Genomic DNA, 17,021 nt, shown 5'->3' on the forward strand with positions numbered 1-17,021 from the left:
CCGCACGGGCAGCAGGCGTCCTGAGAGGAACAGGGAGATGCAGGGATTCCAGGGCCCGGCAGGGCGGAGTCAGGGGCCGGGAGACGGACAGCCACCGAGACCATCGCAGCCAGGCCCGGGGCCGGCGCCAGCGGGTCCGGGGCCGAGCGATCCAGGGCTGATGACTCGGGGTTCGGCGGGTCCGGCGGGTCCGGCGGGTCACGGGCAGGCACAGCCAGGGCACGGTCCGGGGCAGGGACAGGCGGGGCTGGGGGCGCTCGCCGGGAGGGCGGCGCGGCTGGCCGGCCGGCAACCTGGCGGTCCAGCGCCCGTACCCGGACCGGTCCAGGGCCGGATCGTGTTCGACAGCGCGTGGTTCCCGATCCGCGAACACGGGTCCAGCGGGTTCTCCATGATGGGCAGTCGCCGGCTGCTGCTGACCGACCGTCCGGCTGTCTACGTCCACGAGACGAACGTGCTCGGCGCCGGGGTCTTCTCCGCCCTGGAACCTGCCGTCGACCCGGATGCGTCCGTCGAGCTCGTCGAGAGCAGCACCCGCCTTTTCGTCAACGCGCGACTGCCCGGCGACCGGACACTGAGCGCGTCCACAGTGGCGCCGCTGCCACCCGACGCTCTCGCGGTGCTGACCAGCCTGCAGGGCCGCCTGCTCGCGGACGCCGCCTCGACCTCGTTCGTCAGCCCGTGCGCGGTGTCGGTGACGCTGCTGTTCGAGGACGACCCGGCGGCCGGGGCAGCTGCCGAGTCCGGAGCTGTCGGCGGGGCTGGAGCGGAAGCAGCCAGCCCGGGCGTCGATCCCACGGCGCGCAGTGGCGCCGCGGTCGGGATCGGGCCCGTGGAAGCAGGTGCTACCGCGCCGGGGATCGGGGGCGCCGGCAGACCGCACTCGTCAACGTTCCCGTTCCCCGCGGCGCCAGCGCCGCCAGCCGCTCCCGCACGTCCGGTACCGCCAGCACCTCCGGTTCCGCCGTTACCGCCGGCGGCTCCGGCGGCTCCGGCGCTTCCGGAGCTGACCGCGTATGTCGTGCTGCGAGGAGGGCGGCTGGAGCTGCGTTCCCGCGGGCGCACGCTCGTCGACTGGCCCCGCAACCGGATCGAGCTGACCGCCATGGGGCCGACGGCCGCACGGCTGCGAGGCGGCGCCGTCCTGGATGGACGCTTCCTCACCGGCGTGATCCTGCACCTTGTCACCCCGCAGGTGCTGCACGCCTTCCTCACCGCGGCAGCCGCGGCCACAGCCACCGGGTCCCACCGGGTGGCCGGCGCGGCGAGACCGGCGGGATCGCCGGAGGCAGCGGGTGTCGCCGCGGCGCTGGGCGAGGGTGCGACAACCGCGGACGAAGCCGGCAGGGACCACTCCGGAGAACACCCCACGCCACCGCGGACAGGACCGGCACAGTTCGGGACGTCCGCTGCCGTCGCCGCGCGTGGGGTGGCAGGCAGCGCCGACGTCGCCCGGCTGGACTGCGTCCTTCATGACACCACCCTTGAGCTGCAGGAAGTGCACAGCTCCCAGGTCGTGGCACGTTTCGATCTGACGGACTCGCGGCTTCGGGTCGCCGGCTCCGCCGAGCGGTTCGTTCTGTTCGACCCGGAGCACGGCCCGGTGACGGTGCAGTGTGAGTCGGCGGCGTTCGGCCGGCGTCTGCAGGAGCATCCAGGCGTGCGGACCGCGGCCGAGCGGACGTTGGCCACCGGCCCCTACCCCGCCGAGCTCGCCGATGGACGTCCGGTGGCCTGCGCCGTTTCCACGGACGCGCTGCGGGTCCGTGGGCCTGGAGTGGACCTGTACCTGCCGTTCTCCGCCCTGCGGGAGGTGGCGGGGACATCCACCCAGGCGCGGGCGGAACTGCGGGTGACCGCGGCGGCAACCGCGGCGACCGGAATGGCCAAGGCGGCCGAGGCCGCTGACGCGACGATCGTGGGGCAGCTCGAGCTGGTGCGGGCGGTGCACACCGACATCGTCGCCGGCCGCAACGCGCTCACCGACCCTCGGCACATCGCGGACATGCTGCGCGCCGCCGCGGGCCTCGAGGAAGACTATTTCCTCTACACGATCTTCGGCCCGTTCTACGAGCTGCATGCGGTGCTGCTCGGCGACGGGATCGGCGCCAGGCTGGGCGGCCAGGTGCCGTTGCCGGGCGATGACGAGGGGCGTGCGCGCACCGCCGCGACCCTCGCGGAGGGGCTGGTCGAGCTGCAGCGCCACCTGGACCAGGTCGGCTCGGTGCTGCCGGCGTTCGTCCGGCATCGCGACGCACGGCTGCTGGAACCACTCACCGGGGGCCGCGAGCCGGCCTGGCTGAAAGCGCAGGAGGGTCGGCTGCGGGCCGCGCTCGCTCCCGCGCAACGTGCCGCCGCCGAGACCGGTCAGCTCGCCGCGCAGGTGTCGCGGCTGCTCGACCTCGACCCGGCGACCCTGCCACGACCGGACTACACCGGCGCCGCCGTGTCCCTCGGGGTCGCCGCGTTGCTCAATCCGGTCTTCCTCGTCTCCGGTGCGAGCCAGGTCTACAGCCGGTACGCCCAGGGCGAGAAGCGCGTCGCGGCGGTCGGGGCGCAGTCCGCCCGCGGCTGGGCGACGGTGATCGACCGGTGGAACACTCTTGTCACCACCACACTTCCGGTGCTGGGCTATGTACTCACCGAGAACCTGTTCGCGCCACGCTGGGAGACCACCCGTCAGATGGCCCTCGAACTGCGCGGAGCGCCGGTCGACGTCCGCCACGAGGTGCTGCGGGCCGTCGCGCGACGCCTCGCCAGGCTGGACGTACTGCGGCGCTATCCCGCGAACTCCGGGATCCGGGTGGGTCGCGGCGCCATCGCCGACCATCTGCGCGCAGCCCGGGACGCCGTCAGCACCCCTCGGTTCGCCGACTTCTGAAAGGCGCAGGCCGCGGATATGCCCCTTTTCAGCAGCCAGTTCGACCGGACACGCCCCCACGTCGACACCTACGCCGGGCGGCACAACGACCCAGGTCTGCCGCCCCTGCTCGCCTCGGCCGCCGGCGGCGCGGTCGTCGGCGCCACGGTGGTCGCCACTGCGCTTCTCGCGGACACGTTGGCCGACACGGACCACCAGGCCCACGACCTCGACACGCCACACGACCAGGAGCCGGCCCACGAGCTGGACCCGGACTCGACGGCCCACCACGACGGCCGAGCCAACCAACACGACGGCAGTGCGGCCCACCCGGACAGCGATGGCGATGGTGATGGCGCAGAGAAGTCACCGGAGGACGACAGCCTCGCCAAGCACGCGGACGAGTCCGCCGAGCTCCGACTCACCGATCACGACAGTGGCAGTGACGGCGCCGCTGCCGGAAGCGGTGGCGGTGGCGGTGGTGAGGCCGAGTGGGGCCATGGATGGGACACCGGCTGGGATCTCGACCCGCACGCCGGCCAGCCGGAGATGTCCAACGCCGCGGCGGCACTGGCCGACAGCCGCACAGCCGCCGATCACAACGACGACCAGGCCGGCGCCAAGCAGGTCGCCGGGCCGGGCGCCCACGAGTTCCAGCACGCCTCCCAGGAACACGAAGGCGGCTTCGGTGACGGGTTGGATGACCACGGACCCAAGGAGCACGCCGACGACACCCACGACTGGAAAGGCCCCGCCGATCACAGCGATCACGTCGATCATCTCGACCCGGCCGCCGACTCGGTTCTCGGGCATGACGTCGCCTTCGACGACCACCCCCTGATGCACCCGGACGATTTCACCGGCGGCCCGGATCTCCTGCATGGCTGAGGAGGCGAGCAGCAGCGCCTTGTCTGCCCGGGCGCAGGCGGGCACCGACCTCGGTCCTGGTACAGGCGGGCTCTGGCGCAGAGGTTCTAGCGCGCTGGGGGCTGCGGGTGATGGGGTGCCGTCGTCCCGCCCATCGGGATCGGAGGCAGGCCAAGCTTGTGATGATCCCAGGAACGGACGCGCTCGACATCGACCCGCACGGCGACCCGCTTGTGCAGCATGTTCTCCACAAGCGGCTTCACCTCGTCGCTGTACGGGCCGTGATAACGCTCCCAGACGTTGACCCCGACCTTCCACAGCGCCTCGGCGTCATCGACCATCTCGGCCCGGCCCTCCAGGGACACGCCGCGCAGCGCGTCATAGGTCAGGCCATCCTCCATCAGGACGGTCACCCGCGGGTCGCGGCGAATGTTCAGCGCCTTCTGCGCCTTCGCCTTCGTCTCGAACCACAGGACCCCGTCGAGGACGGCGAACCACATCGCGACCGCGTGTGGATGCCCGTCCGGACCGAGCGAGACAAGCGTCGCCGTGCGTCGCGTGGCCACATAGGCCGAGACCTCCTCCGCCGTCATCTCGACCTGGGATCGCTGGTTGACACCCACCGCTCAGACCCCTTTCCGGGAGGAACGCCCGATGACGAGCCGAGATATGCGGCTCTGGAACACCCGGCCGGCACGGCCGAGCCCACGACGCGGTGTCAGCGGCTGGCCCCGGCACGGCGGGGTGGGACGGAGATGCCGGCGACCGGGCGGGTCCGGTAGGGGGCTTCGAGGCGGGCGGCCTCGTCGTCGGTGAGCACCAGGTCGAGCGCGGCGACAGCCTCGTCGAGATGCTCGGGCTTGGTCGCACCGACGATCGGGGCGACGACGACCGGATTACGTACCAGCCAGGCCAGTGCCACCTGGGCCCGGCTGACACCGCGCTCAGCCGCGATCTTGGCGACCTCGTCGACGATCAGCCGGTCGTCATCGTGGTAGAGGGTCCGGGCGAAGGCGTCGGTCTCGGTGCGGGTGGTGGTGGTGTCCCAGTCCCGGGTGAGGCGACCGCGGGCGAGCGGGCTCCACGGGATGACGCCGATCCCCTGGTCCGCGCACAGCGGGAGCATCTCCCGCTCCTCCTCGCGATAAAGGAGGTTCAGATGGTTCTGCATGGATACGAAGCGTGTCCAGCCGTGGCGTTCCGCAACGAACAGCGCCTTGGCGAACTGCCAGGCGGCCATCGACGAGGCGCCGATGTACCGGGCCTTGCCGGCACGGACGACGTCGTGCAGTGCTTCCAGGGTCTCCTCGATCGGGGTCGAGTCGTCCCAGCGATGGATCTGGTAAAGGTCGATGTAGTCGGTGCCGAGGCGACGCAGGCTGGCGTCGATCTCGGTCATGATGACCTTGCGGGAAAGTCCCGCACCGTTGGCGCCGCGCCGCATCCGGCCCTGCACCTTGGTGGCGATCACGACCTCGTCACGCCGGGCGAAGTCACGCAGGGCTCGGCCGGTGATCTCCTCGCTGCGGCCCAGCGAGTAGACGTTCGCGGTGTCGAAGAAGGTGACGCCGGCCTCGACCGCCCGCTCGAAGAACGGCCGGGACGCCTCCTCGTCCAGCGACCACGGATGCGTCCCCTGCCCAGGCGTCCCGTAGCTCATGCAGCCCAGGCAGACCCGGGAGACCTCCAGACCGGTCGACCCCAGCTTCACGTACTCCACGAGAACAGCACCCACTTCCGCGGTGAGGAACCTGCGAGGATCCGCCAACCGGTAACTCTCCCACGGACCGGTCGCCGGGGATGTCCCACCATCACCGCCGCCGCCGACGCTCCTGATCATCCCGGCCGGTGGCCCAGCCGGTGGCGTCTGCCTCAGTCGGTGGCGTCGACGCCGTACCCGCGGGCCAGGTCGACCAGGCCGTGGTCGTGGCCCTGGCCGACCGCGCGGAACCGCCACATGCCGTTGCGGCGGTACACCTCGGCAAGCACCATGGTCCGCTCGGTGGTCGCCGCGTCCAGGGTCGCGTGCAGCCACGGCTGCCCGTCCGGGGTGCGGGCCGCCACGTTGACGGGCCCGATGTCACCGAAGGTCCGGCCGTCACCGAGTGCCGCCGCGATGACAACCCGATGCACCGAGCTTGGCAGGGTCATGAGATCGAGAGTGATCGCCTGCTCCGACGGGCCGTCCACGCTGAGGCTGACGGCACCGTCGTCGGTGTGCGGCTGGTTGAAGAAGACGAAGTCGTCGTCGTCACCGACCAGCTCGTTCACGCCCACCAGGAACGCGACCAGGTCGATCTCCACCGTGCTGTCCCAGGCCCAGGTGGCGGCGACGGTCCAGCGCGCACCTGCCGTCGCGACCGGGAGGTCCACGACGGCGCCCCGCACCAGCGACCGCGGCGCGCCGGGGCTCGGCTGGACGGGCACCCGGCGCCCGGTGGCGAGCAGGTCGTCGAGCAGCCGCAGGAACGTGTCGGCGGTGGTCACCGGGAGTCCGAGGGTACGGATCCGCGCCATCCTGCGGTCAGCCTCCCCGCCGGGAAGGCACACCACGTCCGTCACGCTGGCGGTCAGGTTCACCGCCGCCAGGCCACCGGCGTCGATGACCCGTTCCCGCAGGGCGGCCGCCTCGGCGTGCGGCCCGCCGAGGACGAGGACGCGCCGCACCGCGAACGGTCGCCGCGCCGCCGGCCCACCACCGCCACGCGCGGCGGGAACCTGCGCGGCCGTGGAAGCAGCCGACGCAGCCGCGGGAGCCGCCGGAGCAGGTGCTGTGGCAGGAACAGGGGTGGGAACCAGCGCCGGGGCGCGAACCAGCGCGGGTGCGGGGACGTCGCGGGGGCTGCCGGCGGCGACGTCGGCAGCCAGCCGCAGGAAGGTCGCCTCGTCGATGACGGGAACGCCGTGCGCCACAGCGGCCTTCGCCTTGCCGCTGCCGGAGCCGGCGTGGTTCGTCACGAGCACGCTCGTGCGGCGGCTCACCGAGGTCGCGACGGCGAGTCCGGCATCGACGGCGAGCTGTTCCAACCGATCTCTGGGAGTGTCCGTCTCCCCGGTGAAGGCGATCCGCATGCCCTGGATCAGGCCGGCCTCGGCGAGCGGGCCCGGGTTGACGAACGCGCAGCGGGCTCGCGGCGCCCGGGCCGGCCGCGGTGCGGGCGTCCGGTCGGCGGCGGTGATGGGCAGCTCCAGGTCCTGCTCCCCGGCCAGGGCGAGCATGCGCGGCAGGACCTCGGCGACCACCAGGGCGTCGGCCAGCGCGTCGTGCTGGCGTTCGAAGGGCACCGCCCAGAAGTCGGCGATGGTCGCCAGCCTGAAGTCGGGGACCGGCAGGTCCAGCCGCCGGGCCAGCACACAGGAGCACATCCGTCGTTCGATCGGCAGCTCCCGACCGGCCCGCGCGGCCTCCGCGGTGAGGAAACGCCAGTCGAAGGACGCGTTGTGCGCGACCATCACCCGCCCGGCGAGGCGGGCGGCCAGCTCGTCGACGACGTCGACAAAGGTGGGGCTTCCGGCCAGCAGCTCCCGGGTGAGGCCGTGGATGTGTACCGGGCCGGGATCGCAGCCGGGGTCCAACAGCGTGGTCCACCGCTCACCGACCGAGCCATCCGCGCCGACCTGCACGACCGCGATCGACAGGATCCGGTCCCGGTCCGCGGCCAGCCCGGACGTCTCCACATCGACCACCGCGAACGGGTGCGAGTGCGCTGCCGGGCGGTCCGTGGGCGAGATGGCAGGAGCAGTCACAAGGTGCACTGTGGACGATTACGCCCAACAAGGTACACACAAACGAAACACCACTTGAACAAATAAGCGCTCATGGGTGACGCCAGAACACCCGCTCCGGCCCGCGGCCGGCTGCGGACCCGCCGCGGCCGGTCCGCAGCCCCGTGCCGGATCAGAAGCCGATGGTCTCCCGCACAAGAATGACCGTCCCCCGGTCGGGGAAGGCTTCGCGCTCGAGGATCAGGATGCGCCCGATGAAGGACGACTGCCCGTAGAGGTCGGCCAGCCGCCGATGCTCGCGGGGCAGGCTGTAGGTGCGGAGTCGACGTAGGGCGGTTTCCAGGTCCGGGACAATCTTCTGCGCGCCCACGACCCAGATCGCGCGCCGGGCACCGGACGCATAGGGAGCGAACTGGCTCCCACTCGCCGAGCCGACCACGAGATGGCCGCCCTCGGTCACGGCGTGGACGCTGCCGACGACGACGTCCGGAGTGGCACCGAGCCGAATCGTGGCGTAGACGTCGGTTCCCGGCGCCGGCGCCGCGGCACGAACAGACTGATATTTTCCGGATTCGTCGATATCGGCCTGGATGCCGGACTCGCGCAGGGTCTCACTCGACGCGGTGAAGACCGACTGGTCCGTCGGCAGGATCTCGGCAACCAGTGCGCGAGCCTGCTCCACCGTGTCCACCACGTGCACGGCGAAGGCGTTTTCGCGAAGCGCGGTCGCCGCCCGCCCGATGCTGCTCTCCGCGGCGACGGCTGCGAACGCCTCGTCCAGCGCAGGTGCCTCTATTGTCATTTCTTCCCTCTCCGACAAAATGCCGTCCATCTCGGCGGCTCGTTGGCCCGGATCACATTCTTGTGACCGCGCGGAGTCCGGGGAAGAAGGCACTTTTTTCTGCCCTGGTTCGGTGCAGGTAACCAGGATGGCCAGCGGCGCCCGCCGCGCCGCGTGGGCCTGACGGGTGCCGGCTCCACCACCGGGCCCGATGTCGCGCCGACTCCCCTGCCGGGATGCACGACAGGCCGATCGACTGGCGTATTACCTACTTGACCGGTGAGAAAAGTAGTATTCAGGGAGCAGGGCCACCGTCACCGCTGAGCGGAGGTCGCGTTGACCGAGAACACGCTGGACCGGACGGGGCGGGCCCACCGCCCGGAGCCCGGTGAGGGGACCTCCGGGGCCCCGCAGCCGCGCGACGACCTCAACTGCCAGGCCCGGTCGGTCATGGACCGCGTGGGCGACAAGTGGTCCCTGGCTGTGGTCAACCAACTCAGCGCCGGCCCGCGACGCTTCACCGAGGTCCGGCGCATGCTCCCCGGCATCAACCAGCGGATGCTGACCAGCACGCTGCGGGCCCTGGAACGTGACGGCCTGGTCAGCCGCACCATCCACGCGCAGATTCCACCGCGTGTGGACTACGAGCTCACCGCGCTCGGCCGGACCCTGCTCGACACGGTCTCCTCGCTGTTCGACTGGGCGGCAAGCAACGCGGCTGACATCGACGAGGCCCGGCGCCGCTACGACGCCAGAGACCGGCCCTGATCTGGCTGTCACCGACGACCGCCGCACCACGGCGTCACCGTGTGCCACCGCGTCACCGTGTGCCACGATGTCACCGTGTGCCACGATGTCACCGGTGGGCTGCGTCAGCGTGCCACGGTGGGCTGCCCCTGGCGCTCAGGCTTCTTCGCCGAGCACGTGGCGCAACCAGTCCCGCGCCGCGGCCAGATAGGCGCGGCTCAGGTCGGTGTCCGGGGCCCAGGTCTCGAATCCGTGCGGTGCGCCGGGCACGACGTGGAAGGTCGTCGGTACCCCGGCGGCGCTCAGCCGTCGCGCGTAGTCCCTGTTCTCGCCGAGGAAGAGATCGACATCGCCCACCCCGACCCAGGCGGGCGGAAGTCCCCGCAGGTCCTCGCGGCGGGCCGCGACGGCGAACTCCGGCAGGGCCTGGGCTCCGGGATCGGTGGCCAGGTAGGAACGCCAGCCGAAGCGGTTGAGCCGGTTGTCCCACACCGGGTGACGGGCCGCGTCCAGCTCACGTCGTGCGGCGGTGCGATCGTCGAGCATCGGGGCGTGCAACCACTGGGCGGCCGGCGCGGGCCCGTCGGTGTCGCACAGCCGCTGGACCAGGCAGGCGGCCAGCCCGCCACCGGCGCTCTGGCCGCCGATCGCCACTCGCGACGGGTCCACACCCAGCTCACCGGCCTGCCGCACGAGCCATTCCCACCCCGCCTGACAGTCGTCGAGCGCCGCGGGAAACGGAAAGGCCGGGGCGAGCCGGTAGTTGACGGACAGGACGACGATGCCGAGCTCGAGCGCGGTCTGACCACATTGACGATCGTCCTGGACCGCCGACCCCATGATCATTCCACCGCCGTGGATCCACAGCAGCGCGGCGCCCGAATGCCGCACGTCCGGACGGTAGAGCCGGGCATCGTGGCCCGCGACAGGCACGGTCTCCACGGTGACACCGGCGGTTGTCACCGTGGGCATCCGACGGATCGCGAGCCGGACCAGGCCGCGAACCCAGGTGCGGTCGACGCGTACCCGTGGTGACCGGCGCAGCCTGGCTCGCAGCTGCGGCGCGACCGCGCCGGACGTCATCGACTCCCCTCCCATTTGCCCACGGTAGCCCGCATTCGCCCACACCCGCCACGGAACCGTGTGCAGGTGCGGCCGGGCACGATCACGGGCTTGGCCAGGAGCGCCGCCAGAAGTTGCCAGGGGTGTGTCCGGGCTCACCTCCCCGCCGGAAGGCCGTCTCACTCGTACCGCTGACCTGCACATATGCGATTTCGATCGGGCGGCTCGCCGCGCGTCACGGGCCCGCTGGCCTCGATGCGGCGGCCTCGGCCGGGAATTCCGAATCCGCGCGTGGACTTCTGCAGTGTCGATCGGCCGGCAGTGTCGATCAGCCGGTGGGGCCCGCTCACGTCGAAGGCGCAGGTAGGCGGGACTGTCCGGCTCTACAGACTCGGTTGTGGAAGGAGCCCGGTGCGTATGTCGGGCGGTGTCGACACAGCGGCGCGTCAGGCCGGGAGCGAACACGGCGGGGCCGGCGAACACAGCGGAGCCGGCGAACACAGCGGAGCCGGGAAACACGGCGCCGTCGGCGGCGTCAGCGGGGCCGCAGGCAACCCCGGGCCACCGGCCGCGGTGGTGGATTCGCGGCGGTGGCGGGCGCTCCCGGTGATCCTCATCGCCAGCTTCATGAGCCTTTTCGACGTCTTCGTCGTCAACGTGGCGGCACCGAGCATCGAGAGTGACCTGGGCGCGTCCAACGCCGGCCTCGAGCTCATCGTGGGCGGCTACTCGTTCACCTACGCCGCCGGTCTGGTCACCAGCGGTCGGCTCGGTGACCGGTTCGGACGCCGTCGCCTGTACCTGATCGGCATGGCCGTCTTCACCGCCGCGTCGGCGCTGTGTGGTGTCGCGCCGAACGAGGCGACGCTCATCGGTGGCCGGCTGCTGCAGGGCGCCGGCGCGGCCGCCATGGTGCCGCAGGTCCTCGCGCTGATCACCGTGACCTTCCCGCCGGCGGAGCGGGCGCGGGCCTTCGCCTTCTTCGGCGTCACGATCGGGCTCGGCGGCGTCTGCGGGCAGGTCCTCGGCGGGGTGCTGCTCGACCTGGACATCCTCGGTCTCGGCTGGCGTCCGATCTTCCTGGTCAACGTCCCGATCGGGCTGGCGGCGCTGGTCGGCGCGCGGCGGCTGGTCACCGAGTCGCGGGCCGCGCGTCCGGAGAGCCTCGATCCGGTGGGGCTCGGCGCGTTGACGCTCGGTATCGGCCTGGTGCTCGTCCCGCTCACCCTGGGCCGCGACGAGGGATGGCCGCTGTGGACATGGCTCGCGCTCACCGCCGGCCTTCTCGTCCTCGGCGGGTTCGTCGGCTGGGAGGCACGGCTGGCCCGCGGCGGCGGGCACCCGATCATCCCACCGGCGGTGGTGCGGTCCCGGCCGGTGGTCGGCGGCATGGTGATGAGCGCGGGCTACTTCCTGTTCTTCGGCGGTTTCCTGCTCTCGCTCACGATCTTCCTGCAGGCCGGCCAGCACCGCTCACCGTTGAACGCCGGGCTGATGTTCGCACCGCTCGGTGTCGTGTTCGCGCTGGCGTCGCTGTGCGCCCGGCCGCTGGCCGCCCGGTTCGGGCCGCGCGTGCTCAGCGCCGGTGCGCTGGCCACCTCGTTGTCGCTGGTCGGGTTCGCGGTGGCGGTCGCGGCGGAGGGCACCGGCGTCTCGGCCTGGGAGCTGACCCCGCTGCTGATGCTCGCCGGTGTCGGCAACGGTCTGGTGATCCCGGCGTTGGCGGCGACCGTGATGGCCGCCGCCCCGGCGGACATCAGCGGGACGGTCAGCGGCGTCCTCACCACCACCCAGCAGTTCGCCTCGGCGCTGGGGGTCTCCGGCGGTGGCGCGCTCTTCTTCGCCGAGAGCGCCCGGAACGGCCCGGACGCCGGACTGCTCGCCACCGTCCTCGTCGGCCTGGTCTCGGTCGCCGTCGCCTTCCTCGGCTCGCTCGTGCTCCCCCGCGGTACGGTCGCCACGCCGTCCGTACCGACGGCTGCTCCCGTCCCCGCGAAGGTCGCCTGACCAGGGTGTGCACCGGACGTCCGAGCGGTAAGGGGACGTCCGGAATGCCAGGAGATGTTCGGGCGGTCAGAAGGCGTCCGGGCGGTCAGTGGTCAGGGCCGAGCCGCCAGGCCGCCTGTGCCGGTGCGCGCGATGCCGGCGGCGAGACGCGCGGCGGACGTCCCGAGCCCGGTCGGGGAGCCGAACGGCGGGACACCGGCCGCCGGATGCCGGCGCAGCTCCGACTCGTCGTAGCGGCGGGTCCCCTCGTGCCAGCGGAGCACGCCCGCCATCCAGTTCCGCAGCTCACCCACGTGACGCCCGACCGCGGCCCGGGCATCCTCGGCGAGGCCGAAGGCGTCGAACATGGCGGGCAGCTCACGGTCCACGATGTGCTCGAACTGCCGCATCCGGGCGGTCATCAGGTCGTTGACGACCGCCATGGCCCGCTCGGCGGGGCAGTCGAGGAAGTTGCGCACCACCAGAACACCGTTGTTGAGCTCGCCTTCGAACTGGATCTCCTTCTGGTACGAGTAGATGTCGTTGAGCAGGGCGGCGTAGTCAGCGGCCGAGTTCTCCAGCGCGCGGATCGGGCCCGCCGCACCGACCTCGGCCGGCAGTCTCGATTCGGAGCCGATCCGGGTGAGGGTGATGGTCAGGTCGGCGCCGAAGGTCGCCCGCCGCATCTCCAGGTAGTCCACCGGATCGGGTATCCGGTTGGCGGCGTGGTTCGCCAGCTCCCACAGCCAGCTGTCGAGCATCCTGTCGACCGCGCCGCGGAAGGCGCGGCGGGCGTCGCGGTCCAGCGGCGGCGCGGTGTGCGCCCACAGGTCGGCCAGCGCCTTTTCCAGGGGAATCACCGGAGGTGGAGCCGCCGCGCTCGCCCCGGGCTCCAGGGGAAGGAATTCCTTCAGCCGTTCGGTGCACGCCCGCGCGCCGGCGAGGTCCCGGGTTCTTCCGAAGACCACCGGATAGTAGTCGTCCGCGTAGGTTCCCCAGGTGAGCCAGCGCGCGGCCAGGAAAAGCGCATCCCGGTCCGCCGCGGGGTGGATGCAGGCGGCGCAGAGCGGGAAGTCGTAGGAGACGAGCTTGTGCTCGTCCCAGATGCCGGGGACCGGGTCGAGCAGGCCGGTCGCCCGAGACCATCGGACGGTGTCGCGCCGGGCGCTCGCCAGGTGGGGGTTCTCGCCCGTCTCGAAGGGCATGTAGGGAGCCGGAACAGGCATGGATCCGACGGCCTGGAAGGGCACGTGGCTGAAGGCCCGCAGCCGCTGCGGCGCCGTGGCGAGGATCGATTCCAGCACTCGGGCGGTGGACGTGCCCAGGCCACTCGGGCCGGGCGGCAGCAGGCTCGGCGTGGCCGCGCTGTCGTTCATGTAGCGGCTGGAGCGAAGATGCCATTCGTGGCCGCCGGACTGCCAGTCCTGCAGGCCCTTGACGTAGGCGAGAACGGCGGCGCGGGCAGGCAGGTCAGCGCCGTTCTCGTCCAGCAGCGGCGGGACCTCGACGACCGCGGTGTGCTCGAACTGGTGCAGCCGGGACGTGAGCAGGTCGTTCACGAGCTCGGCCGCGCTCTGGGTGTCGCAGCCGAGGAACCGCTCGAGCACCAGGACCCCGTTGCTCAGCTCGCCTTCGACCTCGACCTCGCGCTGGTAGGAGAACAGGTCGTTGCGCAGGTGGATGGCGTCGGCGAAGGTGTCGAGCAGCACGCGCATCGGACGCCGGTCCGCGACGGACGCCGGCACCTCGGCATCGGCGGCATGCTCGACAAGGTTCGCCGACCAGGGCGCTCCCCCGACCTTGCGCCGCATCTCGATGTACTCGATCGGGTTCGACACCCTGTTGTCGTTGATGTTGGCGAGTTCCCACAGGGATTCGTCCAGCAGGTTCCGGGTGTTCGCGACGAACCGCTGCCGCCACGCCGCGGTGCGGTCGGGAACGGTACGCGACCACAGGTCGACCAGGCCGTGTTCGACCGGGTTCGCCGGCGCCGGCGCGCTGCCGGAAGAGCCTTCGGCGGCTTCGCCGACGGCCTTGTCGACTGTCTTGCCAGCTGTCTTGTCGGCAGCCTTGTCCGCCGCTTTTCCGGTGGCCCGCTCGGCAGCGCCGTCGACCGGCATGAAGGCATGCAGCCGGTCCAGGTACTCGCGGGCGCCGGCCATGTCGCCGGTTCGCTTGAAAAGCTCGAGAAAATGGTCATCGAAGTAGAACACCCACACGTACCAGTCCGTGATGAGCGCAAGCCGCTCGGCGGCGGCGTCGGGATGGGTGTACGCGCACAACAGGGCGTAGTCGTGCGACTCGAAGTCACGCTGCGTCCAGATCGCGGGCCCTCCGTCGGCCGGGCCGATCATTCCCATCTCGCCGGCCCAGACCAGACTGTGCGCGCGGGCGGCCTCCAGGTTCGGGTTGAGCCGCGCCGGATACGGTACGTAAAACCGGGGTAGCGTGAACGGTTGCATAACGCGCTGCACACCTTCCTCTGTGCTCGGATCACCGACGAGAAACATCCCGGGAAACCGCGCCGCCGCGCCAGGGTCTCCGTCGCGGCGGCGCCGGTCGACGGTGCGCGGCTAGTGCCGCCCGATCTCCACGTTCTCCAGGATCCCGAGGGCGTCGGGCACCAGAACGGCGGCGGAGTAGTAGGTCGTCACCAGATAGGAGATGATTGCTTTCTCGTTGATCCCCATGAACCGCACGGAAAGCCCCGGCTCCAGCTCGTCGGGGAGACCGACGTGGTGCAGCCCGATGACGCCCTGGCTCTCCTCACCGGTGCGCAGGGCGAGGATCGAGGTCTTCCCGGCCACGCTGACCGGGATCTTGTTCACCGGCAGCAGGGGAACACCACGCCAGGCCGGCACATGCTGGTCATGGAACAGCACCGTCGCCGGGTAGATGCCGCGCGCCGTGCACTCCCGGCCGAACGCCGCGATGGCGCGCGGATGGGCGAGCAGAACATGCGTGCTCCGCCGGCGGCTCAGCAGTTCGTCGAGGTCGTCCGGGGTCGGCGGCCCCGTCCGGGTGTGAATGCGCTGGCGCAGGTCCGCGTTGTGCAGCAGGCCGAAGTCGGCGTTGTTCACCAGCTCCTGCTCCTGGCGCTCACGCAACGCCTCGACGGTGAGACGCAGCTGTTGCTCGAGCTGGTTCATCGGCTCGTTGTAGAGGTCGGCGACCCGGCTGTGCACCCGCAGCACGGTCTGGGCGACGCTCAGCTCGTACTCGCGGGGCGCCAGCTCGTAGTCGACGAACGTGCCGGGCAGCACCGGCTCGCCGACGTGGCCGGCCGAGATCGCGATCTCGGCCTCGCCGTACCGGTTCTGCACGGGCACGACACGGGCGCGGTAGTCCTCCACCCAGGCCCGCAGTGTGTCGGAGGCGTCCAGAAGCTGCTGGTACCGCTGGCGAGACAGGACGAGCACCGTCGTGCCGGTGAGGGCACGGGCCGTGTAACCCCAGGTCGCGTCCGCCTCGATCAGGACCTCGTCACCGAAGTACTCGCCGCTGCTGAGGATTCCCAGTGACCGCTCGTCGTCGTAGGCTCCGGGCCCGAACCTGCCGACCTTGCCGTGCGCGATGAGGAAGACGGCGTCCGCGGCGTCTCCACTGGTGACGAGGACGTCGCCCGCGGAGTACTCCCGCTGGACGAAGCCGTCGGCGAGCGCGGCGAGCTCGTCACCCTCGAAACCCCGCAGCGGGGGGAGCTCGGTGAGCTCCGCAGGGACGACCTGGATCTGCGAGCCGGTGCTGGTGAAGGTGAGCAGGCCGTCGCCGGCGATGTAGGTGAGGCGCCGGTTCACCCGGTACACGCCACCGGCCGTGTGCACCCAGGGCAGGATCCGCAGCAGCCAGCGGGAGGAGATCTCCTGCATCTGCGGGACGGACTTGGTCGTGGTCGCGAGATTTCGCGCCGCGGCGGAGCCAAGACTCAACGGCTGCGCGGAAAGGTCGACATCAGCGGATACGCTGACCGGCTCGGTCATGGCGTGCATCACCCCTCTGTGGACTACGGAAGATCACCCTGGACGGGCGGTGGATCGGCGAACAGGCGACCAGAGGACCGCAAGCCGGACAGACGGGTACCAGCGGCGCAATATTTCTTGCATTTTTCTGCGGATCGCCGCAGATACTCCCCCGTCGTACAGCTCGACGGCGGAAACCACCGGTCGAGTTCAAGGCGCGCCGTCGGACGCAGTGCGAGCTTCCCGTATCCCGGCGATCCGGGATACGGGAAGCTCGCACAATTAGTCAGAAGTGGCCCGCCACCGTGGTCCCCCCTAGCCCTGTCCTTTTCCTGTTACGAACACAGACCGTGAGGATTGTCCACCACCCGACCAAACCGGAGACCACAGTGACCCATCCAGCGACTCGGCATTGGTCTGATTAATTTTTCCGTGGTCTCATGGTGGCTTCCGCCGACATCCCTCCGCTCGTCGACCGGGCCGCCCTGCTAGAAGCGTCCGCCACCACATCGCCGACGCGGCGCGGCGGTCCGTTCGACATCGCCCCGGCGCAATCTCCGGCATCGCCATCCCGTCCGGCGTCCCACCGCGAGTTCCGCTGAACCATCGCACCGTCAGTAGCGGATCCAGACTGGGCACTAGTACGTAATGACGATCCGTCGAGAATTCCATGACTCTTTGTGCCCACCATGAGCGGGCCGGACGCCCCGGCACCGTCGGGACGTTGTCCCTCGACAGCACGTCAGGATGCGGGATCGACACTGCCCCCAGGCCGGCACGGACCGCTCCTCACCGCACGCACAGTGATGGCCCGAGACCTCCCGCGGGCACGTGCGACAGGATCACCCCGGCGCCGAATATGACCGCTGACCAGCAGTTCCACCTGTTCGGCGGGCAGTTTCACACCGGATTCCCCGTAGCAAAGCGTGATCACCCGATTTTTCGCTTTGACAAATCGGTTTCAGTCGGACGTTCCGCGTTTCCCAGGCGGCCACCTCTCGTTGAGAGGCTGACACGCCGTCAGCCCCTCGAC

The 17,021-nt window shown here is 70.9% G+C and carries 11 protein-coding genes; 4 read left to right on the forward strand and 7 right to left on the reverse strand.

Annotated elements, in window-relative coordinates:
- Positions 1–337: 337 nt before the first annotated feature.
- Positions 338–2,881, forward strand: a complete 2,544-nt coding sequence (locus tag ACG83_RS46250; RefSeq protein ID WP_235498353.1) for a hypothetical protein — start codon at positions 338–340, stop codon at positions 2,879–2,881.
- A gap of 18 nt (positions 2,882–2,899) precedes the next feature.
- Positions 2,900–3,748 (forward strand): hypothetical protein, encoded by an 849-nt coding sequence (locus tag ACG83_RS33855; protein WP_054570309.1) that lies wholly within the window; start codon positions 2,900–2,902, stop codon positions 3,746–3,748.
- An 86-nt stretch (positions 3,749–3,834) separates the two neighbouring features.
- On the opposite strand, the gene ACG83_RS33860 is transcribed toward ACG83_RS33855, so the two are convergent.
- The 4 genes from ACG83_RS33860 to ACG83_RS33875 form a co-directional block, all read right to left on the reverse strand.
- Positions 3,835–4,350: a pyridoxamine 5'-phosphate oxidase family protein gene (locus ACG83_RS33860; RefSeq protein WP_054570310.1), complete on the reverse strand. Its 516-nt coding sequence runs from the start codon at positions 4,348–4,350 to the stop codon at positions 3,835–3,837.
- 95 nt (positions 4,351–4,445) lie between these two features.
- On the reverse strand, positions 4,446–5,447 hold the full coding sequence (locus tag ACG83_RS33865; RefSeq protein ID WP_054570311.1) for an aldo/keto reductase: 1,002 nt from the start codon (positions 5,445–5,447) through the stop codon (positions 4,446–4,448).
- 152 nt (positions 5,448–5,599) lie between these two features.
- Positions 5,600–7,474 (reverse strand): TerD family protein, encoded by a 1,875-nt coding sequence (locus tag ACG83_RS33870; protein WP_063793290.1) that lies wholly within the window; start codon positions 7,472–7,474, stop codon positions 5,600–5,602.
- Positions 7,475–7,625: 151 nt separating this feature from the next.
- Positions 7,626–8,255: a lactate utilization protein gene (locus ACG83_RS33875; protein ID WP_054570312.1), complete on the reverse strand. Its 630-nt coding sequence runs from the start codon at positions 8,253–8,255 to the stop codon at positions 7,626–7,628.
- A gap of 315 nt (positions 8,256–8,570) precedes the next feature.
- Here ACG83_RS33875 and ACG83_RS33880 point away from each other — a divergent pair, with 315 nt between their 5' ends.
- Positions 8,571–9,002 (forward strand): helix-turn-helix domain-containing protein, encoded by a 432-nt coding sequence (locus ACG83_RS33880; RefSeq protein ID WP_235498354.1) that lies wholly within the window; start codon positions 8,571–8,573, stop codon positions 9,000–9,002.
- Between the two features lie 135 nt (positions 9,003–9,137).
- Here the strand turns inward: ACG83_RS33880 and ACG83_RS33885 are convergent, their stop codons facing one another.
- Complete coding sequence (locus ACG83_RS33885; RefSeq protein WP_054570313.1) at positions 9,138–10,064, reverse strand: alpha/beta hydrolase; 927 nt, start codon at positions 10,062–10,064, stop codon at positions 9,138–9,140.
- Between the two features lie 396 nt (positions 10,065–10,460).
- Between ACG83_RS33885 and ACG83_RS33890 the strand changes: the two genes are divergently transcribed.
- On the forward strand, positions 10,461–12,050 hold the full coding sequence (locus ACG83_RS33890) for an MFS transporter (protein WP_054570314.1): 1,590 nt from the start codon (positions 10,461–10,463) through the stop codon (positions 12,048–12,050).
- Between the two features lie 92 nt (positions 12,051–12,142).
- Here the strand turns inward: ACG83_RS33890 and ACG83_RS33895 are convergent, their stop codons facing one another.
- Positions 12,143–14,491: a hypothetical protein gene (locus ACG83_RS33895; RefSeq protein ID WP_054570315.1), complete on the reverse strand. Its 2,349-nt coding sequence runs from the start codon at positions 14,489–14,491 to the stop codon at positions 12,143–12,145.
- Positions 14,492–14,602: 111 nt separating this feature from the next.
- Positions 14,603–16,009, reverse strand: coding sequence for a family 2B encapsulin nanocompartment shell protein (locus ACG83_RS33900; protein WP_054570316.1), 1,407 nt, complete (start codon positions 16,007–16,009; stop codon positions 14,603–14,605).
- Positions 16,010–17,021: the final 1,012 nt, after the last annotated feature.

Source organism: Frankia sp. R43 (assembly GCF_001306465.1).
GTDB classification, from domain to species: domain Bacteria; phylum Actinomycetota; class Actinomycetes; order Frankiales; family Frankiaceae; genus Parafrankia; species Parafrankia irregularis.